This window comes from Devosia sp. J20-27 (assembly GCF_055808595.1).
On sequence record NZ_CM147875.1, the window covers coordinates 3,631,955 to 3,653,646 of the forward strand.

Annotated in this window: 23 protein-coding genes; 9 read left to right on the forward strand and 14 right to left on the reverse strand. The window is 63.6% G+C overall.

Annotated features, from left to right (window positions below):
• Positions 1–48: 48 nt before the first annotated feature.
• On the forward strand, positions 49–945 hold the full coding sequence (locus AC0L4C_RS18000) for a LysR family transcriptional regulator (protein WP_473401099.1): 897 nt from the start codon (positions 49–51) through the stop codon (positions 943–945).
• 79 nt (positions 946–1,024) lie between these two features.
• Here AC0L4C_RS18000 and AC0L4C_RS18005 read toward each other — a convergent pair whose 3' ends face one another.
• From AC0L4C_RS18005 to AC0L4C_RS18020, 4 genes are all read right to left on the reverse strand, one after another.
• Positions 1,025–1,378, reverse strand: coding sequence for a TerB family tellurite resistance protein (locus AC0L4C_RS18005; protein WP_473401101.1), 354 nt, complete (start codon positions 1,376–1,378; stop codon positions 1,025–1,027).
• Positions 1,379–1,633: 255 nt separating this feature from the next.
• Positions 1,634–2,365: a tellurite resistance TerB family protein gene (locus AC0L4C_RS18010; RefSeq protein ID WP_473401102.1), complete on the reverse strand. Its 732-nt coding sequence runs from the start codon at positions 2,363–2,365 to the stop codon at positions 1,634–1,636.
• 233 nt (positions 2,366–2,598) lie between these two features.
• Positions 2,599–2,841 (reverse strand): hypothetical protein, encoded by a 243-nt coding sequence (locus tag AC0L4C_RS18015; protein WP_473401103.1) that lies wholly within the window; start codon positions 2,839–2,841, stop codon positions 2,599–2,601.
• A 93-nt stretch (positions 2,842–2,934) separates the two neighbouring features.
• The gene (locus tag AC0L4C_RS18020; RefSeq protein WP_473401104.1) at positions 2,935–3,516 is read right to left on the reverse strand and encodes a cupin domain-containing protein; all 582 of its coding nucleotides are present in this window, start codon (positions 3,514–3,516) and stop codon (positions 2,935–2,937) included.
• 237 nt (positions 3,517–3,753) lie between these two features.
• Here AC0L4C_RS18020 and AC0L4C_RS18025 point away from each other — a divergent pair, with 237 nt between their 5' ends.
• Positions 3,754–4,206, forward strand: a complete 453-nt coding sequence (locus AC0L4C_RS18025; RefSeq protein ID WP_473403466.1) for a fasciclin domain-containing protein — start codon at positions 3,754–3,756, stop codon at positions 4,204–4,206.
• 281 nt (positions 4,207–4,487) lie between these two features.
• Positions 4,488–4,670 carry a hypothetical protein gene (locus tag AC0L4C_RS18030; protein WP_473401105.1) on the forward strand — a complete coding sequence of 61 codons (183 nt, stop codon included), beginning with the start codon at positions 4,488–4,490 and terminating at the stop codon, positions 4,668–4,670.
• 563 nt (positions 4,671–5,233) lie between these two features.
• On the opposite strand, the gene AC0L4C_RS18035 is transcribed toward AC0L4C_RS18030, so the two are convergent.
• Positions 5,234–6,325, reverse strand: coding sequence for a mandelate racemase/muconate lactonizing enzyme family protein (locus AC0L4C_RS18035; RefSeq protein WP_473401106.1), 1,092 nt, complete (start codon positions 6,323–6,325; stop codon positions 5,234–5,236).
• Positions 6,322–7,797, reverse strand: coding sequence for an aldehyde dehydrogenase family protein (locus tag AC0L4C_RS18040; protein ID WP_473401107.1), 1,476 nt, complete (start codon positions 7,795–7,797; stop codon positions 6,322–6,324). The genes AC0L4C_RS18035 and AC0L4C_RS18040 overlap by 4 nt, the downstream gene beginning before the upstream one ends.
• A 143-nt stretch (positions 7,798–7,940) precedes the next feature.
• On the opposite strand from AC0L4C_RS18040, the gene AC0L4C_RS18045 reads away from it, so the two are divergent.
• On the forward strand, positions 7,941–8,651 hold the full coding sequence (locus AC0L4C_RS18045) for an FCD domain-containing protein (protein ID WP_473401108.1): 711 nt from the start codon (positions 7,941–7,943) through the stop codon (positions 8,649–8,651).
• Positions 8,652–8,724: 73 nt separating this feature from the next.
• Positions 8,725–9,792 carry a glycoside hydrolase family 117 protein gene (locus tag AC0L4C_RS18050; protein ID WP_473401109.1) on the forward strand — a complete coding sequence of 356 codons (1,068 nt, stop codon included), beginning with the start codon at positions 8,725–8,727 and terminating at the stop codon, positions 9,790–9,792.
• On the opposite strand, the gene AC0L4C_RS18055 is transcribed toward AC0L4C_RS18050, so the two are convergent.
• From AC0L4C_RS18055 to AC0L4C_RS18080, 6 genes are read right to left on the reverse strand one after another with little or no spacing between them, the layout of a single operon-like run.
• Positions 9,783–12,017, reverse strand: coding sequence for a glycoside hydrolase family 95 protein (locus tag AC0L4C_RS18055; protein WP_473401110.1), 2,235 nt, complete (start codon positions 12,015–12,017; stop codon positions 9,783–9,785). The two genes, AC0L4C_RS18050 and AC0L4C_RS18055, sit on opposite strands and share 10 nt — an antisense overlap.
• Positions 12,014–13,081, reverse strand: coding sequence for a LacI family DNA-binding transcriptional regulator (locus AC0L4C_RS18060; protein ID WP_473401111.1), 1,068 nt, complete (start codon positions 13,079–13,081; stop codon positions 12,014–12,016). Before AC0L4C_RS18060 ends, AC0L4C_RS18055 begins: the two co-directional genes overlap by 4 nt.
• Positions 13,078–15,105 carry a beta-galactosidase trimerization domain-containing protein gene (locus AC0L4C_RS18065; protein ID WP_473401113.1) on the reverse strand — a complete coding sequence of 676 codons (2,028 nt, stop codon included), beginning with the start codon at positions 15,103–15,105 and terminating at the stop codon, positions 13,078–13,080. The genes AC0L4C_RS18060 and AC0L4C_RS18065 overlap by 4 nt, the downstream gene beginning before the upstream one ends.
• A 2-nt stretch (positions 15,106–15,107) precedes the next feature.
• A complete protein-coding gene (locus tag AC0L4C_RS18070) occupies positions 15,108–15,929 on the reverse strand; it encodes a carbohydrate ABC transporter permease (RefSeq protein ID WP_473401114.1) in 822 nt (273 codons plus the stop codon).
• Entirely contained in the window at positions 15,926–16,891 is a 966-nt protein-coding gene (locus tag AC0L4C_RS18075; RefSeq protein ID WP_473401115.1) for a carbohydrate ABC transporter permease, read from the reverse strand. The genes AC0L4C_RS18070 and AC0L4C_RS18075 overlap by 4 nt, the downstream gene beginning before the upstream one ends.
• Positions 16,891–18,186 (reverse strand): ABC transporter substrate-binding protein, encoded by a 1,296-nt coding sequence (locus AC0L4C_RS18080; RefSeq protein ID WP_473401116.1) that lies wholly within the window; start codon positions 18,184–18,186, stop codon positions 16,891–16,893. Before AC0L4C_RS18080 ends, AC0L4C_RS18075 begins: the two co-directional genes overlap by 1 nt.
• A gap of 259 nt (positions 18,187–18,445) precedes the next feature.
• On the opposite strand from AC0L4C_RS18080, the gene AC0L4C_RS18085 reads away from it, so the two are divergent.
• On the forward strand, positions 18,446–19,219 hold the full coding sequence (locus AC0L4C_RS18085) for an SDR family NAD(P)-dependent oxidoreductase (protein ID WP_473401117.1): 774 nt from the start codon (positions 18,446–18,448) through the stop codon (positions 19,217–19,219).
• A gap of 85 nt (positions 19,220–19,304) precedes the next feature.
• Here AC0L4C_RS18085 and AC0L4C_RS18090 read toward each other — a convergent pair whose 3' ends face one another.
• On the reverse strand, positions 19,305–19,652 hold the full coding sequence (locus tag AC0L4C_RS18090) for a hypothetical protein (protein WP_473401118.1): 348 nt from the start codon (positions 19,650–19,652) through the stop codon (positions 19,305–19,307).
• A gap of 106 nt (positions 19,653–19,758) precedes the next feature.
• Positions 19,759–20,085 carry a hypothetical protein gene (locus AC0L4C_RS18095; protein WP_473401119.1) on the reverse strand — a complete coding sequence of 109 codons (327 nt, stop codon included), beginning with the start codon at positions 20,083–20,085 and terminating at the stop codon, positions 19,759–19,761.
• Between the two features lie 253 nt (positions 20,086–20,338).
• Here AC0L4C_RS18095 and AC0L4C_RS18100 point away from each other — a divergent pair, with 253 nt between their 5' ends.
• From AC0L4C_RS18100 to AC0L4C_RS18110, 3 genes are all read left to right on the forward strand, one after another.
• Entirely contained in the window at positions 20,339–20,683 is a 345-nt protein-coding gene (locus AC0L4C_RS18100) for a hypothetical protein (protein ID WP_473401120.1), read from the forward strand.
• Positions 20,676–20,939: a hypothetical protein gene (locus tag AC0L4C_RS18105; RefSeq protein WP_473401121.1), complete on the forward strand. Its 264-nt coding sequence runs from the start codon at positions 20,676–20,678 to the stop codon at positions 20,937–20,939. The genes AC0L4C_RS18100 and AC0L4C_RS18105 overlap by 8 nt, the downstream gene beginning before the upstream one ends.
• Positions 20,940–21,075: 136 nt before the next feature.
• Positions 21,076–21,654, forward strand: coding sequence for an acyloxyacyl hydrolase (locus AC0L4C_RS18110; protein WP_473401122.1), 579 nt, complete (start codon positions 21,076–21,078; stop codon positions 21,652–21,654).
• Positions 21,655–21,692 lie beyond the last annotated feature (38 nt).

A 21,692-nucleotide genomic window follows, 5' to 3' on the forward strand; every position in this document is an offset into this window, starting at 1 on the left:
ATGAAAAATTCATTGTTTCGGCCTTATCGTTCGCTATAATAGAACTATATGAGAGGGATAAACTTCAATCACCTGCGGTATTTTTGGGCCGTCGCTCACGAAGGGAGTCTCACGCGCGCTGCCGCCAACATGAACTTGTCGCAGTCGGCGCTCTCGGTGCAGATACAAAAGCTTGAACAGCAGATGGGTCATCTGCTCTTTGATCGGATCGGCCGAAAGCTCGTCCTCACTGAAGCGGGACAGATCACGCTCGACTATGCCGATTCCGTGTTCAAGGCTGGCGACGAACTAATGAGTACGCTGCAGGGGCGCCCCGCGGCTAACAGCCAAGTCCTCAGGGTCGGCGCACTGACAACCCTCTCCAGAAATTTCCAACTGGAGTTCCTTCGTCCGCTGGTCGGCCGCGCCGACGTTGAGCTCATTGTCAGATCCGGTAACATTCGCGATCTCTTTTCGCAGCTTGAAGCTCACACGGTCGACGTCGTGCTCGCAAATAGCGCTGCACCACAGGAAGCACGTTCGTTGCTGCGTAACCATCTGCTCAACGAACAGCCGGTGAGCCTTGTTGGCCGGCCGCGAACTGCCACTCGAGCGTTTCGCTTTCCGGACGATTTGCGCACTGAACCCTTGCTCCTACCAAGTCTCGACAGCGATATCCGCGTGGCCTTTGACCGTGTCCTCGAACGCGCAGGAATCAGGCCGATCATTTTGGCTGAGGTCGATGACATGGCGATGTTGCGACTACTCGCTCGAGAGCGCGAGGGCTTGACGCTGGTTCCACCAATTGTCGTGCGTGACGAGCTTGAGAGCGGCGTTCTGGTCGAACATTGCCGAATCCCAGAGGTGACTGAAAGCTTCTATGCCATCGTCCAGAAACGTCGGTTTCCCAACCAGCTACTGGCAGAACTGCTCCTCGAGATTGCTCCATCGGAGCACGCGCTCTAGTTAAGTGTGGCGCCCCGGGCGCAGTGGCTCGGGGCACCTCAGCCTCATTCGGCGAGTTGTAGAATTAAGGCACCAATAGCTAGCGATATCCCCATGGCCGCATCGTCGAGATGTTCGCCAACGCATCTTCCTCTGCGGGATGCCGCACGCCGTCCGCTTCAAGCACCGAAACGCAGACGCCGAGAAGCGCTCGGAACTTATCGTCGCTCAGATCGGCCATGACGATCTGCGAGCGTGCACGACGATCGGCGGAGGCGTGGTCCAGTTGAAATGCCTGGGTATGAGAGACAATTTCCCGAGCGATATCGTCGGCCGAAAAGCCTTGGAGCATCGGGTTGGTTCGAAACAACGAGATGACGCGGCGGCGCTCTGTCAGGTCGGCCTGGCCATCTGCATGCGCAATGATCATTGCTGCGGCGATCGTTGCCTCCATGAACGTCTCGTGACCCGCAATATCGGCCTCGGCAAGAACGTCCAGTCGGTTGAGCTTGGCGCGGAGGTCTACGACAGGGCGGCGGGTAAAAATGTCAGAAGTCGTTGTTTCGATGCTTTGTCATGGCGGAACTCCTCATTGCCGTTGGCGAACAAGGGACCAAGAGTTCATCACACCATGTGCTGAATGCTGGCCCCTGAGGTGAACCGACATCGTGGGTAAAGCTAGAACCTTACCGCACCAGAGGGGCCCGGATCACAATGAAGAGTTAGGATCCGATCTCCGCACTTCAAGGTCCGGGGTTTGATTTTGTCTGCATCGTCTCCAAACGGAACTGCGCTCTATGGTGTGTGCTGTGCAGATGCCGCTGGTGGGAGTTCGGCCGCACGGTGTATTTCGGCAACCAGACCCGCGTCCAGCCCCAGAACTCCGGGCGAGGCGATTCAGGTAACTACGCTCTATGTCGGTATCGGCAACCATCGCAACCAGTGAAGCGGCGTAGATATCCGCGGCATGCTCTGGACTGTCGGCGCTGGCGATAATTGCATCCATGTCTAGTGGACCTGAGAGCTCGTCAAAGACAAAAGCCTTCTCTTCGGCAGAAAGCGGCATTGCCTCGAGCTGGCTGAAGATACGCCGCTTTTCGTCAGCATCGATCTGACCGTCGGCCTTTGCAGCGGCGATCATCGCGCGAACCATCTTTTTTCCAAGTTCCTCGTTGGCCACCGGAGCGTGTGCAGACGGCGCAAAATCCTCGAGTTTCGGCTGCACACCACCGAGCTGTTGTTGATGATCTTTCCAAGCGGCATAAGCGATCCCCCCGATTGCGGCGACAGCGCCAACCTTTGCAGCATTGCCCGCGAGTTTGCCCAATCCGCCTCCGCTCAGCAGCATCCCAGCCGCCAGCCCGGCAGCTCCGGTCAGCGCGGTGCGTTTTGCATTTGGATCTGACTGCAGCGCTTTGATAATCCCATCGATATTGAACATGCTGATGCACTCCCTGGCCAGCTGTCGTGTGCAGCGTCAGGTGATGCGTCCAGTGACCATCGGCAATGGGGTGCGACAGGTTGTCAGCGCGTGCCTTAATTAAGACGCGCCAGATAGTCGATCGCCTCCCAGGCCAAGCTCGGTGATTTGGCTTTCGACTGGAGCGCAGGCCGTCATCTGATCGGCACGGCCCCCTTGGCGCAAACCAGTCTGCCGAGACCCTTGCAGCCAAGCTAGAAGAGGGTGACCGGCTCACCGCCCTTGATCCGATCGACAACCACCTTGCAAGAAGGCTGCAAGTCAGACCGTCGCTTGTCGAGGCATTCGGTCATCGCATCGCCATAGCCGACACCTTTGCAGAACTTTTTCGCATCGTCGCCGCACTTGCCGGCGATCTCGCCAACCGACACAGCCATTGCTGCGGTCGTAACAACTGCAAGTGCGGTGGCAAGGAGCATCCTGCCGAGTACCTTCATCGTTGCTTTCCTTTGTCTCACGAGTCATCTGCTGCCAGCGCGACTTGGGCATATCTGCCAGGCGCCCGGCCCAGGCTTGGTTCCGCCGTTCCGCTACCGCGACACAACAACGATCGCCCTGCACGGATCGTCGCTGTCCCGACGGTAGCTGTGGGGGTAGGCCGAGTCGAAATACATCGCGTCACCCGCGGCAAGAGACGTCTCGGTTCCGTCGACATTGATCACAAGGACACCTGAGATCACATAGATGATCTCTGCTCCCGAGTGCGTATGTGGCTCGGAGGCGCGGTTTGCACCCTCGAACTCCGCAAAGAATGCCTCCATCTTGCGGTCACTGACCGGGTAGTCGAGGCTCTCGAAAAAGTAGGTCGGCGGCTCTTTCCCCGGCTGGCTCGGAAGCCGCATGCGATCCTTCTTGCGCACCACTGCGATCGTTGCCTGCTGTTCGTTGACGAAGAAGTGCTCCAACCCAACCCCGAAGACCATCGCAATCCTGAGCAACGTGGGCAACGTCGGGAACACCGTGCCGCGTTCGATCTTCGACAGCATGCCTGAGGACAGACCCGTGTGTTCACCCAGTTGCACGAGGCCAAGGTCCTTGGCCTGGCGCAGGGCGCGGATCTTTGGGCCGATCCTGTAGGTCTCAAGACCCTCAGAGAGTGTGTCAGACAGCATCGTTTCGGTTTCCGGTTCGCATATCAGTCTATTCCTATTGTCGTGACAGGAAAGTAAATTATCACAACACGAACATGTGCATTACGTGCAAAAGAATTATCATGTTATGACATTCTGATTCGCCGCACAGAGTCGATGGACGACGCGGCATCAAACGCCACACGGAGGATAGAAACCATGTTTGCTTCCAAGATCGTAAAGTTCGCAGCCACCACGGCCACAGCTGTCGTTTTCGCAATGGCGAGCTCGGCCGCAATGGCCGCTGACCACTCCAAGGACATCGTCGATACGGCTGTTGCTGCCGGCGACTTCAACACTCTGGCCGCCGCACTTGGTGCAGCTGGTCTTGTCGAAACGCTGAAGGGTGATGGTCCGTTTACCGTTTTCGCGCCGACTGACGCAGCCTTCGCCAAGCTTCCCGCCGGCACCGTGGAGAGCCTTCTGCTGCCCGAGAACAAGGACAAGCTCACAGCAATCCTCACTTACCACGTGGTCGCTGGTGCAGTACCAGCTGCCGATGTTGTCACTTTGACCGAGGCGACCACGGTCAACGGCGCCAAGGTCTCAATCAAGGTAGAGGGCGGTACAGTGATGCTGAATGGCGACACGACAGTGACCGCCACCGACATCATGACCTCGAACGGTATCATCCACGTAATCGACACCGTGCTCATGCCGCCCGCCAACTAAGACATCGACGCGCCCTCTTCCTTTGACGCGTCGACATCCCGCCGGTCTGACCCTGCCCAACATTCCCCCACCCAGACCGGCGGGAAACAATTCTGGAGATCGACGAGACCGTCGCGGGGTCAGTAGAGTGTCAGTCACCAAGCTCTCAAACTTTTGGAGAAGAGACCATGCGTCGAATATTGCTTGCAGTTGCCATTGCCCTGACCGCGACATCGGCCCATGCCGAAATCGTCTCCGAGGCATTCACCTAAGATGTTGGCGGTGCCGTATTTGAAGGGCATGTGGCCTATAATAGTGAACTTTTAGAGACCCGTGGCACGGTCGCCATCCTGCACGACTGGGACGGGCTGACCGACTACGAAGTCCGCCGAGCCGAGATGCTCGTCGAGCGGGGCTACACTGGCTTGGCCATCGACGTTTTCGGACGCGACAACCGCCCCGGTTCGACCGAAGAAAACCAATAACGGACCAGCGAACTGTACGCCGACCGCGCTCTGTTCCAGCAGCGCCTGATCGGCTCGATCGCCGCCGCCAAGGAACTCTCGTCTGCCGCCCTGACCTGATAGCCGGTGTGTCCGCTATCGAGATCCTGCCACGATCGACCCAACGTCCGAAATTGGGCGCAGAGCCGACGTGCAGTTTTGAGCCAAGTGCAGACGTCGAAACCCAGCGTAGCTATGAGCACACAGACCTGCCCAACTCGAACCAGGTACTCATTGGTGCTTCGGTCAGAGATCCCCTCTCGCCGGCAGTCCTACGACAGTCCTACGGGTCGAGACAACAAACGCCAATACGTCCAGAATTCTAGCCTGTCTCCGCCTCAGTGGGTCCAGTCCATCATCGGCGCCACGGAGAATTTCCGGGCGGTCGCGAGATCGATGGAAGGCTGGTCGGACGTCGCAGGCATGGGCGAAACGGGCACCTTTTCGAGGTTGAGGGGCCGTATATCGGTCGAGACGACCACTTTGTCCACCGCCTGACCGATGCGTGATGGTCAAAGGGTTGGCTGCGCCGGGCCCGTCGCCTCCTAGCTCACCGCAAATCCGTCCAGCAGGTCCCAGCGGAAGCTGACGCCGGTGCCGGGGTCGTCCGGGGCGATGGCGAGCCTGTCGCGGACCACCAGCGGGCGGGTGGTGTACTGGTCGATGGGGAAGGAATGGACTTCGATCCAGCCGGCATTGGGCTGGCCGGCGACGAGGCTGACATGGAGCTCCTGCATGCCGTGGCTGCAGATCTCAGGCCCGTGCGGACGGGTCAGTTCTGCTACCTGCAGAAAGCCGGTGATGCCGCCGCAGTTGGACGAATCGGGCTGGATGTAGGTCAGGCTGGCCTGATCGAGCGCGAACTCGAACTCGTGGATGGTGTGGAGGTTCTCGCCCATGGCCAGCGGCATGCCGGTGGCCGCCGCGATGCGGGCATAGCCGGCATAGTCGTCGGGGATGATCGGCTCCTCGAACCAGAGCAGGTCATAGGGCTTGAACGCCTCGGCGGCACGGATCGCCGCGTCGACGCTCAGGGCATAGTTGGCGTCGACCATGAAAGCGACGTCGGGCCCGATGAGCTCTCGGACCGCCGCGACGCGTTCCACGTCCTCGCTCAGATGCGGACGGCCGACCTTGATCTTGATGCCGTTGAAGCCGCGCGCCAGATAGCCGCGCACATTGTCGAGCAGCCTGGGCAGCGGGAAGCCCAGATCGATGCCACCGCAATAGGCGCGACAGGCCGAGCCGGCGCCGCCGGCCATCTTCCAGAGCGGCTCGCCGGTCCGTCGCCCGCGGATGTCCCACAGCGCGATGTCCACGGCCGAGATGGCAAACGAGGCGATGCCGCCGCGGCCGACATAGTGCACATGCCACTGCATGGCCTCATAGAGCGCCTCGACATCGGTGGCGTCCTGGCCGATGAGGAACGGCGCCAGATCGTGCGCGATCATCGCCCGGATCGCATGGCCACCCTTGCCGCCGGTATAGGTGTAGCCGGTGCCCTCGGTGCCGTCGGCCAGCCGGATGGTGGCGGTGACCAGCTCGAAATGCGTGTGGTCGCCGTGCTTGGCGTCCACTAGCACCTCGGCCAGCGGCACGTGGAACAGCCGGACGTCGATCGCGTCTATGATGCTCATTTGCCGGCCCAGTTCACATAAAGCGTCTGCTTGCGCATATGGCCGTCAAAACCATACTTGCCGTCTTCACCGCCCAGGCCCGAGTGCCCCCAGCCGGTATGAAAACCCTGCACGGCCTCGCCATTGCTGCGATTGAAGTAGATCTCGCCGAATTTCAGCGCCGTCGGCAGCCGCAGCAACCGCTTCATGCTGCTGGTGAAGAGATAGGCTGAGAGGCCATAGCTGGTGTCATTGGCGAGAGTCACCGCCTCCTCGAAACTGTCGACCCGCATGGCCGGCACGACCGGACCGAACACCTCCTCCTGCATCACCGGCGAGGCATTGTCGGCGAGTTCGAGAACGGTCGGCGCATACCAGTGGCCGCGCGCATAGGCGCCGTCGGACAGGCGGCCGCCTTCGAGCAGGACACTGGCCCCGCCCGCCACCGCGCGATCGACCAGATCGGCAACCTTATCGACCTCGATGCCGCTGACCTTGGGGCCGATATCCACCGCACCGAGCGGATCGCCGATGCTGAGGGCGCGGGAAGCGGCCACGAATTTTTCGAGGAATTCGTCGGCAATGGCCCGGTGCAGATACATGCGCTCGTTGCAAGTGCAGATCTGGCCGCAATTGGTGTAGCGCGCCGTCACCGCCGCAGCCACTGCAGCGTCAATATCGGCATCTTCCATGACGAGGAACGGCGCCTTGCCACCCAGTTCGAGGCGCACGACCTTGAGGTCGGCAGCGGCGCTGGCGTAGATTTCCTTGCCCGCCCGGGTGCTGCCGGTCATCGTCACGAGGTCGGAGAGCGGGCTCTCGACCAGCGCCTTGCCGACCACCCTGCCCCGGCCGGTCACGACATTGAAGACCCCTGGAGGAAAGCCGACGCGCTGTGCCAGACGGGCCAGTTCGAGGCCCGACAGTGGCGTGATCTCATGGGGCAGCAGCACGAAAGTATTGCCGGCCACCAACGCCGGACCCAGCTTGCGGGCGGCCAGTGCCGAGGGATAGCTCCAGGCGGTCAGCCCGACTACCACGCCATAGGGGTGGCGGCGGATCTGGATCTCCTCGTCGGGATTGTCCGAGGCGATAATATCGCCTTTGATGCGGCGGGCATTCTCGGCGGCGTAGCGCAGGAAGGTTTCCACCGCCCCGATCTCGCCGCGGGCCTGCGCCAGCGGCTTGCCCTGCTCGAGCGTCACGATGCGGGCCAGTCGCTCGGCATCGGCGACTACCGCATCGGCGAGCTTGGCGACGAGGCGCCCGCGCTCGATGGCCGGCAGTGCGGCCCAGGCCGGTTGCGCCCGGCGCGCTGCCGCCAGTGCATCGAGTGCATCCTCGGCGGTGCCCTCCGGGATGGTGGCGATGACAGCTTCGGTCGCCGGGTTCTCGACCTCGATCTGCTGCCGGTCGCCGGGCGCGCGCCAGTCGCCATCGATGAACATGCTGGCCCTGATCACCGAGCCATTGCCAAAATCCTGATCCGCCACTACGCCCTCCGCTTTTTTGGTTCTACCAAATTTGCCGATGGATTAGGCGACTGTTTCCTTGTTGTCAAATTTCAGCGTTTTGTTATACCAAATTGAGCTGTTAGCAGACCTTTGGAGATCTCATGCCGGGACTGGATACCGCGATGACTCGCCCGGCCTCCGGCCGGGCCGCCGATGCGATCATTGCCCGCCTCGAGCAGCAGATCGTTTCCGGCGCGCTCGCCGATGCAAAGCCGTTGCCGCCGGAGCGCGATCTGATGGAGCAGTTCGGCACCAGCCGGACGGTGATCCGCGAAGCCATTTCGACCCTCGCCAGCCGCGGCCTGATCGAAAGCCGCCCGCGCTTCCGGCCCGTGGTGCGCAAACCGGACTACGGTACGGCGCTGCATGCGGTGGGCGGCGTGGTGCGGCACCTGCTGGGCGACCTCGAGGGGGTCAAGAACCTCTATGCCAGCCGTCTCTTTCTCGAGCGCGGGCTGGTGCGCGACGCAGCAACCTCGGCGCGCAAGGAGGACATTGCCGAGCTTCGGGCCGCGCTGGCCGCCAATCATGAGGCGATCCCCGACTCGCAGGCCTTCTACCGGACGGATACCGCCTTTCACGCCGTCCTCTACCGCATTCCTCGCAACCCGATCTTCCCCGCCATTCACCTCGGCTACACCGCCTGGCTGGCGCCGCAGTGGGACAAGATGGAGCGCTCCCGCGCGCGCAACGAGATCAGCTATCACGGCCATCAGGCGATCCTCGACGGCATCCTGTCGCGCGATCCGGCGGCGGCCGAAGCAGCGCTGGTCAGCCATCTCGACGCCGCCTGGCGCCACGTCGAGGCGACCTTCGAGTTCGACAACCAATGAACTTGATCGATCAGGTTGTGGTCGGGGGCGTCGGCGCGGCAAGGTCCGCCAGCGATATGATCATGGGGCGGCTATGACCGAAACGCTGAGCGCTGCCTCGCTCCGTGCCAGGGCCCATACACGCGGCCCCGAGTGGTATTGCGAGTTGCGGACCTACCCGGTCTCGGGTGACCTCGCGGTGGCAAGGCCCGGCATGGTCCGGCGCGATCCCAGCGCCATCATCGAGGCCGACGGCCGCTATCACGTCTGGTACAGCCGCTCGACCGGCCGCAGCCATGGCTTCGGCAGCGGCGATCCGCTGGCCAAGACCTTCCCCTGGGACTATTGCGACATCTGGCACGCCAGCAGCGTCGACGGCTGGGAGTGGCGCGAAGAAGGGCTTGCCGTAGCGCGGGGCGAAGCGGGAGCCTTCGACGACCGCAGTGTCTTCACCCCGGAGATTCTCGCCCACGCGGGCCGCTTCTACCTCGTCCATCAGGTGGTGCAATCGCCCTATGTGCGCCGGTCAATGGAGCACATCGCCATGGCAGTGGCCGACTCCGTGTGGGGGCCGTGGACCAAACTGCCCGAGCCGATCCTGCAGACGTCAGCCGACGGCGAATGGGACGGCGAGGAGGACAACCGCTTCCTCGTCAAACGCAAGGGCAGCTTCGACAGCCACAAGGTGCACGACCCCTGCCTGCTCGCCTATGGCGGCAAGTTCTACCTCTACTACAAGGGCGAACCGATGGGCGAAGAGATGACCTTCGGCGGTCGCGAGACCAAATGGGGTGTCGCCATTGCCGACCGGCCCGAGGGCCCCTATGTCCGCAGCCCGTTCAACCCGGTGACCAATTCAGGTCACGAGGTCTGCGTCTGGCCCTATGACGGCGGCATCGCTGCGCTGCTCACCACTGACGGCCCCGAGCGCAATACCCTGCAATGGGCCGCCGACGGCATCAATTTCGAGATCATGGCAGCCATCAAGAGCGCCCCGCATGCCCTGGGTTTGTTCCGGACGGCGGAGCCCGACCTGGGTCCGCTCGAGGGACTGCGCTGGGGCCTCTGCCATGTCGTCGACAGCCAGGGTGGCTACATGCAGCGTTTCGAGATCGACGAGACCATGAAGTCGTTCTACGCCCAGCGCCGCGCCTACGAGTAGCTCTGCCCCGTGAAGGTGAGGCCGGCCGGACCGACGCGCAGCTGGTGCGTCCGCCCGTCAACCGTTACCGCGACCGACTGTTCGGTCGCCGCGGTCATCGTCACTTTCGACAGCCTGCCGTTTGCCCAGTCGAGATCGAGCGTCAGGCCGCCGCGCGCGCGAACGCCGTGTACATGGCCGTCGGGCCAGGCAGCGGGCAAGGCCGGCAGCAGGAACAGTTCCCCTGGACGCGACTGCACCAGCATTTCCAGAATGCCGGCGGCGCCGCCGAAATTGCCGTCGATCTGGAACGGCGGATGGGCATCGAACATGTTGGGATAGGTGCGCTCCGGGCCGAGCAGCAGTTGCACCACGTCGTGGGCGTGGTCGCCATCCCGCAGCCGGGCCCAGAGATTGATGCGCCAGCCGATACCCCAGCCGGTGGCCTCGTCACCGCGGATCTCCAGTGAGCGACGCACCGCCGCCGCCAGTTCCGGCGTGCCATCAAGCGAGATCTGATGGCTCGGATAGAGCCCGTAGAGATGCGAGACGTGGCGGTGGTCGATCTCGGGGACGTCGAGGTCCCAGTCTTCCGGCCACTCCTGCAGCTGTCCGGCCTTGCCGATGCGGTGCGGCAGCAGCCGCGCTCTGGCGGCCTCGACCTCGGGGAGCATGTCGTCGGCAATGCCGAGCGTGGTCGCGGCGGCTTGCACCGCATCGAACAGATCGCGGATGATTTGGTTGTCCATGGTCGGGCCGTAGCAAAGCGCAGCGCCCTCCGGATGCACGTTCTCGGGCGACAGCGATGGCGCGGTGACGAGGAACTCGGTGCCCGGCAGCGGCACGAGCACATCAAGGATGAAGCGGGCCGCCCGCGCAAGCACGGGGTAGAGCCGGCGCATCAGGTCGAGATCGCCGGAAAAGCTCAGCTGGTCCCAGAGCTGGGCGCAGAGCCAGGCGCCGCCCGTCGGCCAGAGCCCCCACTTGGATCCGTCGACCGGGCCGGCGGCCCGCCACAGGTCGGTGTTGTGATGCATCACCCAGCCGCGCGCGTCATAATGCGCCTTGGCCATCTCGGCACCGGTGACCGTCAGGTCCTCGGCCAGCGCCACGAGCGGCTCGAGGCACTCGCCCAGGTTGGCCAGTTCGGGGAGCCAGTAGTTCATCTGCAGGTTGATATTGGTGGTGTACTTGCAGCCCCAGGGCGGGTCGGTCAAATCGTTCCAGATGCCCTGCAGCGTGGCCGGCTGGGTGCCGGGCCGTGACGAGGAGATCATCAGGTAGCGGCCGAACTGCGTGTAGAGCGCTGCCAGCCCCGGATCGGGTGTTGTCAGGTTCGCCGCGATGCGCCGGTCGGTCGGCAGGCTCTGGCCGGGCGACGCTCCCAGATCGATATCCAGCCGCCGGAACAGACGGCGGTGCTCGGCCACATGGTCATCGCGCAGGCGCGCGTAGCTGTGCTGGCGGGCGCTCGACAGACGTTCGGCGACCGATGCGAGCGGATCGCCGGAAACATCGTCAAAGCGCCGATAGCTGGTCGCGGCATCGACCAGGATCGTTGCCTGCGTCGCCCCCGAAATCGAGATGCCCTGGCCCTCCGCAGCCAGTGCGCCATCGGTGGCGATCTCCGCCTCGACGACAAAACTCAGCCGGCCCTCGATCCCCTCGGCGCCACGGTTGCGGCCGGTAAGGCGGATCGTCCCCTCTGCCACCCGCTCGACCCCGCCGGGCTGTTCGGAGGTCATCGACAGCACCGCATTGAGCGCGCCGGGCTGGCTGGCAGAAAGCTGGACGACAAGAATGCCGTCGACGGCCGTCGCGAACACCTCGCGGCGGAAGGTGATGCCTCCGGCGATAAACGTCGTCACGGTGATCGCCGTGTCGAGATCGAGGGCCCGGCGATAGTCCTGCGCCTCGCCGGAAAAGGTCATGTCCAGCCAGAGGTCTGCTGTCGGCTGGTAGGGCATCTGGCGGATGGGAATGGCCATCAGGTGGCGCTCGGCAAGGGCCTCGGCCTCCGCGTAGCGGCCGGCGAAGAGCAGCCCCCGCACCTCCTGCAGATGGGGCAGCGCCTGCGGGTTGACCGGCGAATACGGGCCGCCGGCCCAGAGCGTCTCCTCGTTGAGCTGCAGACGTTCGCGCGCCGTGCCGCCAAACACCATCGCCCCCAGACGGCCGTTGCCGACCGGCAAGGCCTCCGTCCAGACGGTGGCGGGCTTGTCGTACCAGAGTTCGAGATCGGTCATTTTCTACCCTGTCGGGCCATGTCTGCGGGAGCGATCAGGCGGCGGGTCGAGCCGCGCAGGATGACGTTGCACTGATGCGTGATGGTATGGAGATCATGGTGGCCGGCCCGTTCGGAGAGGCGCGTCTCGACCACACTGGCAATGCTTTCGGCGATCTTTTCGAGCGGCTGCTCGATCGCCGTGATGCCGGCGTCATGCAGCCGGAACAGCGCGATGTCATCGAAGCTGACCAGCGAGATATCGGCGGGCACATGCAGGCGCCGCTCCTTGAGCAACTGCAGCACGCCGATGGTCATGTTGTAGTTGCAGCAGAACAGCGCCGTCGGCGGCCGCGGCAGCGACATCATGCCAAGCGCGCCGGTATAGGCCTCATCCTCGTTCCAGTGGGTGTCGAGGACATAATCCGGATTGATCTCGATCCCCCGCTCCTGCAGCGCCAGACGATAGCCCTCGTAGCGTTCGCGGGCCGTCCAGTTGCTGGTTGCGCCGGTCAGCACGGCGATATCGGTGTGTCCGAGATCGAGCAGATGCGAGACGGCCCGGTAGCTCGCCTCGCGGTTCTCGACCAGCACGCGGTCAACCGGGAGTCCCGGGATGTCGTTGTCGTAGAAGACCACCGGCGTGCCGTTGGCGACGATATCGCGGATACGATCGTCGACGCCGACATGCGCATCCATGATCAGGCAGTCGACGCGGTGCATGTCGAAGAAATCGAGGGCATTGATCACGGCATCGGTATCGCCGGCGTGGCAGTAGCTGATCATGGCGCGGCCGGACCGGCGCATGCGCCGGCTGAGATACTCGAGCACCGGCGAATGGAACTCGCTCAGCGAGGGCACCATGAAGCCGACCGTATTGGTGAGGTCGGTCTTCATCGCCGCGGCCACCGCATTGCGGCGATAGCCGAGTTCGGCAATGGCCTGCTCGATCTGCTCGCGATTGCCCCGCCGCACGGGATGGCCGTTGAGATAGCGCGAGACGGTGCCGATCGCGACACCGGCGCGATCGGCTACCTCGACAATGGTCGCCTGCCGCCGGCGGCCGACATCTTCTTCAATCGTCACAAAGTCCCCTCGAACACCAGGGCGGTGTGGATCTTCAGGAATGGCACGGTGATCTCCACGCGATCGCCACCGTTCACGAACGGGATGTCCGCACCGGTCAGGGCGTCATAGACGCGCGACGGCGTTCGGGGAAGCCGGATGCTGGCGGTGACCGGGCCGAGCGTGGGGACGTCCTCGATCATTTCCATGACGCGATAGCCACCGTCGCCGGTAGGAACCTGCTTGCCGCGCACCTGCGGCGCGCCATAGAGCAGATGCAGGATGTGCCGGCCCTCTGTCGATTGCCGGGTCAGCGTGGCGCGGCCCGACGACGGCAGGTTGGAGATGATCACCGGATTGGGCAACAGGCGCTGCAGCAGGCCGCGGACGACATACTTGTACAGCGGCTGACCCATGGCGTGGTACATGCTGAAGATCGGATAGGCGATGTAGCCTACCGACTCCGACACCGTGACGGCGGCACCGAGCGGGGCGGCGTCGGGATCGTCCGGCGCATGCTGGTGCGAGCTGAAATGCGCGTAGGTCCGGTTGAAATAGGGGCGTCCGATTTCGGCCAGAACCTCAGCACCCTCGGACGCGATGGTCTGCCCGACGCCATACATGACGAACGGCGTCACCGGCATGGAGGCATCGAGCGCCTGCCCTGCCCGCAGATAGGATGGATTGAACGCCACCTCCGGACCACTGCGCCGGACGCCGGCCGGCACGGCGAAACTGCCGTCGGCCTTGATGCCTGAGGTGCCGCTCAGCAGCAGCTTGCCACCGCCCTCGGCATAGGCGCGGAGCCGTGCGCCCAGCGCATCGTCGACCGGGATGTTGTCGGGCAGGATGATGAGCCGGTAGTCCTCGAAGCGGGCACTGGGGTCGATGACGTCGAAGGGCTGCTTGAGTTCCTGCAGCATCTGCGCGGCACCGTCGTCGCTCTGGTTGTTCTTGGCACCGACCGGGTGGAAGAACTCGGCGGCGAGGATGGCGACGTCGGACACCTGGCGTGCGTCTTCGAGGTAGGGTTCCAGCTTCTCGATGCGGGCATAGGCCGGCGCGATCGAGGCATAGGTGTCGGGATTGATGGCGCCATTGGGGTGCAACTGGTCGCCGACCAGGCATTTCGATCCCAATGCCACCATCTGCGCGGCCTCGAATTCCAGCGCATCGGGATGCTTGAGGCCGCCGAACTCGCCCCAGGAGGTATGGAACTTGCCGGTGTGGGCGAGGAAGTCCAGTCCGAGCGTTGCAGCATAGCGGGCGCTGGAGGGAAAATGGTCATAACCCCAGCCGCCGGTCGGCAGACTCTCGAGTTCGAGATGGCTGTAATTGGCGAAGCGCTGCGGTCCCTGCTTGTGGATATGGCCGCAATTGTAGAACAGCCGCAGGCCGGGGAACTCTTCGCGGAGCGCAGCGCTCGTTTCGGAGCGGAAGCGCTCGTTGACCCACTCGTCGTTCTTGAGCCGGTCGGCCGCGCTCTCGGGATCGAGACCATGCTCGGCCATGGTGGCAAGGCACTCGGCACAGACGCAGTCCGGCGTCAGCACGATGTCAAAGAACAGGCCTTGCGTGGGGTAGAGGGTTGCCACCTCGCGCGCCTGCTCGAGCAGTTCATCACGATAGGCCTTGTGGTTGAGGCAGAGCGTGTGCCAGCCGGCCGTCAGTTGGTCGGGATCGAAGCGGTTAGGACGGGCCGAACGCACACGCCACTCCGGATGCAGCCGTGCGTTGCGCTCGTCCCACTGCACCGAGATGTAGATCGGACTGTCGATATCGGCGGCCGACAGCGCCTTGACCATGTCGCCCATCAGGTCGGGGCGCACGAGGTTGGGATGCGGCGCGCCGACCTTGGTCGGATAGTACGACCAGCCATGATGACACTTGGCGAAGATGGTCACCGAATCCACGTGGGCAGCCTTGAAGGTCGCCACGAAGTCGTCCGGGTCGAAGGCCGAACCGATCCCCGGGATATGCTCGGACGTGTGGAAATCGAGGTGAATCTGGCGGTAGCGCAGCGGACGATTGGTTGAGGTCGGCATGGTTATTCCTTGGCGCCGGACCGGGTTTCGGCCCCGGCGGCGAATTGACGTTGGAAGATGAGGAAGACGAGAAGCGGCACGATGGTGGTGATGATGGCCGCCACCGAGCGCATGTCCCAGTTGAGGTCGTAGGTTCCCGAGATACGGGCAAGGACGACTGGCAGTGGCACGTCGGTGCGCAGGTAGAGCATGGGCAGCAGCAGGGCGTTCCAGGTCCAGAGAAACTGCAGGATGCCGACGGCAAAGACAGGCGACAGCGAGTTGGGCAGCACGACGAACCAGAAGGTCTGCAGCGGCCCGGCCCCGTCGATGCGGGCCGCCTCGACCAGTTCCCTGGGAAAATCCTCGAGGAAGTTCTTCACGAGGAAGATCGACCACGCAAAGCTCAGCCCGACATAGGGAATGAGCACCGCGAGGATGTTGTCGATCAGGCCGGTGTCGCGCCAGAGCTGGAACAGCGGGATGATCACGACCTGCTGGGGCATCACGAAGGCGTTGATGATGAGCACCAGCAGCAGACGCCGGAACGGGAACTTCAGGAAGTGGAACGCATAGGCCGCGGCCGGGGTGAGCAGCATGGTGCCGGCGGTGGCGATGAAGGCGAGCTGGGCGGTGGTCCAGAAGGCCTTGGCCAGCGGATACTCGCTCCAGACGCGTATCCAGGCGCTGAGGGTCAAGGTCAGTTCGTCGATACGCCACCAGCCCAGCGTGATCTCCGAGGGCGGACGGATCGAGGTCACGACCATGCCCACGATCGGGATGATCCAGAGGAAGGCAACGATGGCGACCACCGGCGTGGTCCAGACGGGCGGGCGACCGATCATCTGACACCTGCCGTACGCTGGATGATGGCGGGGACGGAGACGACAAGCACGGCCACCAGCAGGATGACGGTCGCGGCGGCGCCGTAGCCGAGTTTGAACTGCGTCATCGACTCCCGGTACATGAAATAGCCGACGGTTTCGGTGGCGCGCACCGGTCCGCCACCGGTGATGATGTAGATGATGTCGAAGGCCCGCAGGGCGCCGAGCAGGTTGATGAAGATGGCGACGCGCACACCGGGCAGCGACAGCGGCATCATGATGTGACGCATGATCTGGGTCGAGGTGGCGCCATCGAGATAGGAGGCTTCGAGCACCGATTTCGGGATGGCCTGCACCGAAGCGAAGCAGAGCATCAGCGGCAGTCCCACGCCGCTCCAGGAGGCGGCGATGATAAGGGCGCCGAGCGCGGTGTTGGCGTCGCCCAGCCAGGCATGGGCAAAGCCCGGACTGAAGATGCCGATGACGGTGTTGAGCAGCCCGCCGGCGTCGGGGCGCAGGATGCCCAGCCACATGAAGCCCGCCACCGCTTCGGAGATGCCGAAGGCGGCAAAGATCATGACACGGAAGGGCAGCGTCCGTTGCGGCGAGAAGGCGCACAGCATGGCCAGCGCCCAGCCCAGGCAGACGGTGATCGCCGTGGTCCCGAGGGTGAAGATCAGCGTCGTGCTGATGGTATTGAGAAACGTGGCATCGCCGAACAGGCGCACATAGTTGCCGATGCCGACGAACTTTGGCTTACCCAGGCCCTTGATGTCGAACAGGCTGAGCCGGATGGTCTCGAACAAGGGGTACACCACGGCGATGCCGAACAGCACCAGGACCGGGAGGATCAGCAGCCAGGCCGCCGGCCAGTCGCGCAACCGCCAGCCACGGCTGGCGAGCAGCTTGCGCCGCTCACCAGCCATGCGGGAGGATCGCCCGACGTCCGAGGCCGCCGCATCGGATGCGACGGTCTCATGCATTAGTAGGCGTCCGCAGCTTTGGCCTCGATGGCAGCAGTCACTGCATCGATGGTGGCGTCAGACGGGTCCTGCAGGAACTTCTGCAGTTGCACGCGGTATTCATCGACCAGATCGCCGGGCAGCAGGTCGCCGAGCACGAACTGCACCTTGGATGCCGCGACGGCAGCGGTTGCCGTCTGCTGCACCGGACCAAGCAACGACGTGTCGGCAGCGGTGCTGGGTGAGGCATAGCCATAGTCGGCCTGGATCTTCGCGGCCTCGGCGCTGACGATGAAGTCGAGGAAGGCGTTGGCGGCTTCCGGGTTCTTGCCGTTGGCAGTGACGTTGAGTTCCTTGGTGTCGACGCTCGAGGTGTCGTCATGGCCCATGCCGAGGGCCGGGAACTGGAAGATGTTGTAGTCGACGCCTTCGGTCAGCGCGTAGTCGTTGCGGGCACGGGCGTTGTTCCACATGCCGATCATCATGAAGTTGGATGTGTCGGCCTTGAACACGAGGTCGGCAGCGCCGTCCCAGTCATTGGCAAACATGGTGTTGGCGTCGCCGCAGCAGCCGGCGGCAAGCATCTCGGCGAACTTCTTGAGCGCGCCCTTGACGGCCGGATCGGTCCACGGAATTTCGTGCCGGGCGAGCCTGGCCGCCGTCTCGACGCCGGCGGTACGCAGCAGCAGCGTTTCGAACCATTCGGCATGGGCCCAGTACTTGGCACCGATGGCAACCGGCGTTGGGAAGCCGGCGGCCTTGAGCTTGTCGAAGCTGGCGAGGAATTCTTCCCAGGTCTTGGGGGCCTCGATGCCGGCCTTTTCCATGTGGGCAGTCTTGTACCAGACGGCCGAGCGATCGCCATAGGTATAGGTCAGGCCATAGGTATCGGAACCGATCTGGCCGAGTTCCTTCCAGGAGGCGCTGAGCTTGTCGTCCCAGTTGTACTTGGCCCATTCGGCATCGATCGGGCGCAGGATGCCGGCATCGGCCAGTTCGGCACGGAAGGCCGGCCAGGTATTGATGATGATGTCGACGACCTCGCCGCCCATCAGTGCGGTACGCATGCCGCCACGGGCATCACCCTGAGCGGTAATGGCCAGTTCACGCACGGTCACGCCCGGATTGCTGGCGACGAAGGCGTCCTCGAGCTTCTTCCACATTTCGCCATCGGTGCCGCTCTGAAACTGCAGGATGACGAGTTCGCCGCTGATGTCCTGCGCCAGAACAGGCGCGGTTGACAGCAGCAGCGCGGCGCCGGCGGCAGCCAGTACAGAGCGCCTCGACAGCGCGGCCTTCAACATACCCATGGTCATTGATTTCCTCCTCCTTGTGACGCGACCTTATTGATCGTCGTCAACTAAGTTGAAACGTTATCATCTTTAGGCGGCTTGGCAAGCCGTCACGTGACCCTGTGAATTTCGGCAATGCTGAACGACGTCCCGCCGTGTGCGACCGGCTCGCCGCGCCGGCAACTAGGCTGAAGTCCTATATGCAGGCGAGGCAATCGCCCTAAGCTGCGGCACGAACGGATGGGCTGCCTGGGTGGCTCGCAGACGACAGGGGGAGAACATCATGACCGAGACGATCGAACGCCCGCAGACCACCGGGACGCTGCCCCTGAACGGCGTGTGCGCCGTTGTCACCGGCGGCGCCAGCGGCATCGGTCTGGCCACCAGCAAGATGCTGTCAGAGAACGGGGCACGGGTGATCATTGCCGATCGCAACACGGAGGCTGCCGCCGCAGCAGCCGCAGACCTGCCTCAGGCGACGGCCGCCGAACTCGACGTCGCCGACGCGGTCCAGGTCGACGCGTTCTTTGCCGGTCAGCCCGATATCGGTGTTCTGGTCAACTGTGCCGGCATCGCGCGGCGCCACGCCGCCGTGGATCACCCGTTGGACGACTGGGACCTGGTCACCAGCATCAACATGACGGGCAGCTTTCTCTGCGCCCGCGCCGCGGCGCGACAGATGATCGCCGCCGGCCGCAAGGGCAGCATCGTCAATATTGCCTCGATCATGGGACTGTCAGGTGGCGGGCTCTACCCCAACGTGTCGTACCAGACGACCAAGGGCGCCGTCGTCAACATGACCCGGGCCCTCGCAGTGGAATGGGCACCCAACGGCATACGGGTCAACGCCGTGGCCCCCACCTATGTCAAAACCCCGTTCATCGCCGCACTCACGGCGCAGCCCGAACTGGTGGCCCGCATCGAGGCAATGACGCCGCTGGGGGAATTCGCCACGCCCGAGGACATCGCCAATGCGGTCCTCTTCCTCGCCTCCCCGTCCTCCCGCATGGTGACAGGTCACATCCTGCCGGTTGACGGCGGGTTTCTGGCGCAGTGATGCAGCAGGGGTAGACGCGTCTTTCGCAACCAAGCGCAGCGCAGCGTCCACCGTCTCAGGGACGGGGACGCGCACTGCGTCAGGTTCAGCCCTTGCTCAGTTCGAGCTGGCAGGCCTGCGCGAGGTCGACGTTCGGCTTTTCGGCGCCGAGTGGCGTCGCCCAGCCGGCCTTCTCGACGATCGCGCGGCGGTTGTAGCTCGAGGCGGCCTTGAGTTCGGTCATCACGGCCATGGACGCAGGGTCGCTTGCCGACTTCTGGAGGCAATAGGGTACGAGAGCGGTGACGACTGCCGCTTCGGATTGGTCGCTTGCGAGCGTGGCAGCGGTACTGCCTGTCACCCAGCCAAGCTGCATGAATCCCAGAGCAGAAATAACGATAGCACCTGCAGCCGCGCCAAACAGAGCGGGCTTCAGCCAGATTGGAAATTTCATAGAGAGTGTCCGATTCGTGTCGGAGAAAACGACGCAGGATCACGACGCCTGTGCAGGTTAACACATATTGACCGGCATTGAGACGAAATCGATGTTCTGTCCCGGATCAGGCTGTGGTGCGGTCCGCGGCAAGCGCCAGTTCGAGATCCTGCCGCGTCACGTCGAGGGCCTGGGTGATGCCGCCGGACACAAGCATCAGGCTGAGGCTGATCTGGTAGGCCTGCCAGCTCAGGTCGAGCTCGCGCCGGGTTTGCCGGAGCTCGAAAGTGCCGGCACGATGCGGCTTGTCCAGCCCCGGCAGCATGAACGGGGCGCGAAACGTGACGCTTTGCGGTGGCTCGGGCAAGGCGACCGCCATTTCTCCGCCACCCGGCTCAGGCGCCATGCTGTCGCCGGCAAGGTTCGGAAGCGGAATGATCTTGGTCGGAGTCACATCAATGTCTCCCGAAGGCGGTTCCGGAACCGGAGCGCACAGCACGCATGGCTGCATGCCTATCACGTCCTGAGGGCCACGTATCGCCGCTGCGGGGCCATCGAGTGATTAGTTGCCATTGCCGATGGCCGGACAGACCCCACATAAGGTGAGCCGTGCCGATTGTGCACGCAGCTCTCACATCCGTTCGACCCGCGCCGGCATTCGCAGCGCAGGAACCGGTCCGCCGTTTCGGCAGATCCAGGAGTGCGCCATGCCGACCAAGACATCCCAGCAGCTCCGCGCGGAGCTGACCAATACCTTTTACGGAATCGATCCCGAGACCATGCTGGTCGAGACGGTCACCGTCTCACGCGGCGGCGTGTTGTCACGCTCCCGGAACGGCAAGTCGGCGATCGACTATCGCATTCGCGGCGGCAAGCCTGCCCTCGGCGAAGTGCTGCGGGTGTTCGGGCTGACCGACGTGGTTGCCGTGTCGCCGCAATTCATCCCGACGTTGGCGCAACCGCATCATCCGCTGGTCGTGGCCCTGCAGCGCCGCGCGGGACGGCAGCGGCTTGCGCGCGACGGCAAGCCGGAGGCACCGCGCCATGTCTGATGCAGCCGCACAAACCGATCAGTCGGTCACCACCGCCCCCAAGCTCGAATACATCCCCGTCTATGCCTACCATCTGCTCCGCAGGCTATCCCAGGGCACCGGGGTCCCGACGGCAACGCTGTTCGGTCAGGACGACGATGCGGCCGTGGCGTTCCTCGTCTCCCGGGGCCTGGCGCGCATCGATGGCGACGGCGATGCCGAGATTATCGCGACCGCAGCCGGCGACGCTATCGGGCTGATCGCCGACGAACGCTAGCGTCGGCATCAGCTCAACGCTGCCCGCCCGCATGCATGGCCGGCATGCACGACGGAACGATTGCTGTCCCGCGTCGTTGGCGTAATAGTCAGAAAGAGACATCTGCGGGTCATATATCGTGCGTTTGCGTTGGTTGTTGTCCGTCGTCGTTGCAGCGCTCCTCCCCTCGGCGGCTCTGGGCGAGGGGCTCAGCTTCAAGCCGGTGACGGTAAATTCTCCGCTGATCAGCGAGTTGCGCGTGGGTGCCGCCTTCGAGGGCGTGGAGCTCAACGAGACGTTTCTGATCCTGCCCGGCGAGGTACCGCTTGATCGCCTCCACAAGCTGAGCGTCGAAGCCATCTTCGGCGGCGTCGACCTCAATGTGCTCAATCTCTATGGCTCCTTCCGGCCCGCCGCCGGCGCAACGATCAGCCTGACCGGCGACGACAGCTGGGCGTGGGCGGGCGTCAACTATCACGCGCCGCTCATCGACCCGGTGTTCTTCGAGTTCACGCTCGGCGGGACGATCCACGATGTCTATCTCACCAACGCCCCCGCCGGCCGCGACGCCCTCGGCTGCCGCGCCCTCATCTACGCCCGGGGGACGTTCGGCCTCGATATCAACGAGCACATGACGGCTTCGGTCAATCTCGAGCACGGCTCGCACGCCAAGTTGTGCGGCCCGACCAATGACGGCTTCAACGCCGTCGGCTTCAACCTCGGCTACAAGTTCTAGGCTCAACAGCGGTGCAACACGGCAGCAAGCCAGTACGT

Coding starts and splice junctions, on each gene's coding strand:
- AC0L4C_RS18085 (WP_473401117.1), top strand. CDS start 18,446: ATGACCGAGACGATCGAACGCCCGCAGACCACCGGGACGCTGCCCCTG.
- AC0L4C_RS18080 (WP_473401116.1), bottom strand. CDS start 18,186: ATGACCATGGGTATGTTGAAGGCCGCGCTGTCGAGGCGCTCTGTACTG.
- AC0L4C_RS18000 (WP_473401099.1), top strand. CDS start 49: ATGAGAGGGATAAACTTCAATCACCTGCGGTATTTTTGGGCCGTCGCT.
- AC0L4C_RS18055 (WP_473401110.1), bottom strand. CDS start 12,017: ATGACCGATCTCGAACTCTGGTACGACAAGCCCGCCACCGTCTGGACG.
- AC0L4C_RS18090 (WP_473401118.1), bottom strand. CDS start 19,652: ATGAAATTTCCAATCTGGCTGAAGCCCGCTCTGTTTGGCGCGGCTGCA.
- AC0L4C_RS18025 (WP_473403466.1), top strand. CDS start 3,754: ATGGCGAGCTCGGCCGCAATGGCCGCTGACCACTCCAAGGACATCGTC.
- AC0L4C_RS18075 (WP_473401115.1), bottom strand. CDS start 16,891: ATGCATGAGACCGTCGCATCCGATGCGGCGGCCTCGGACGTCGGGCGA.
- AC0L4C_RS18105 (WP_473401121.1), top strand. CDS start 20,676: ATGTCTGATGCAGCCGCACAAACCGATCAGTCGGTCACCACCGCCCCC.
- AC0L4C_RS18020 (WP_473401104.1), bottom strand. CDS start 3,516: ATGCTGTCTGACACACTCTCTGAGGGTCTTGAGACCTACAGGATCGGC.
- AC0L4C_RS18015 (WP_473401103.1), bottom strand. CDS start 2,841: ATGAAGGTACTCGGCAGGATGCTCCTTGCCACCGCACTTGCAGTTGTT.
- AC0L4C_RS18035 (WP_473401106.1), bottom strand. CDS start 6,325: ATGAGCATCATAGACGCGATCGACGTCCGGCTGTTCCACGTGCCGCTG.
- AC0L4C_RS18100 (WP_473401120.1), top strand. CDS start 20,339: ATGCCGACCAAGACATCCCAGCAGCTCCGCGCGGAGCTGACCAATACC.
- AC0L4C_RS18005 (WP_473401101.1), bottom strand. CDS start 1,378: ATGGAGGCAACGATCGCCGCAGCAATGATCATTGCGCATGCAGATGGC.
- AC0L4C_RS18045 (WP_473401108.1), top strand. CDS start 7,941: ATGACTCGCCCGGCCTCCGGCCGGGCCGCCGATGCGATCATTGCCCGC.
- AC0L4C_RS18010 (WP_473401102.1), bottom strand. CDS start 2,365: ATGTTCAATATCGATGGGATTATCAAAGCGCTGCAGTCAGATCCAAAT.
- AC0L4C_RS18065 (WP_473401113.1), bottom strand. CDS start 15,105: ATGCCGACCTCAACCAATCGTCCGCTGCGCTACCGCCAGATTCACCTC.
- AC0L4C_RS18050 (WP_473401109.1), top strand. CDS start 8,725: ATGACCGAAACGCTGAGCGCTGCCTCGCTCCGTGCCAGGGCCCATACA.
- AC0L4C_RS18070 (WP_473401114.1), bottom strand. CDS start 15,929: ATGATCGGTCGCCCGCCCGTCTGGACCACGCCGGTGGTCGCCATCGTT.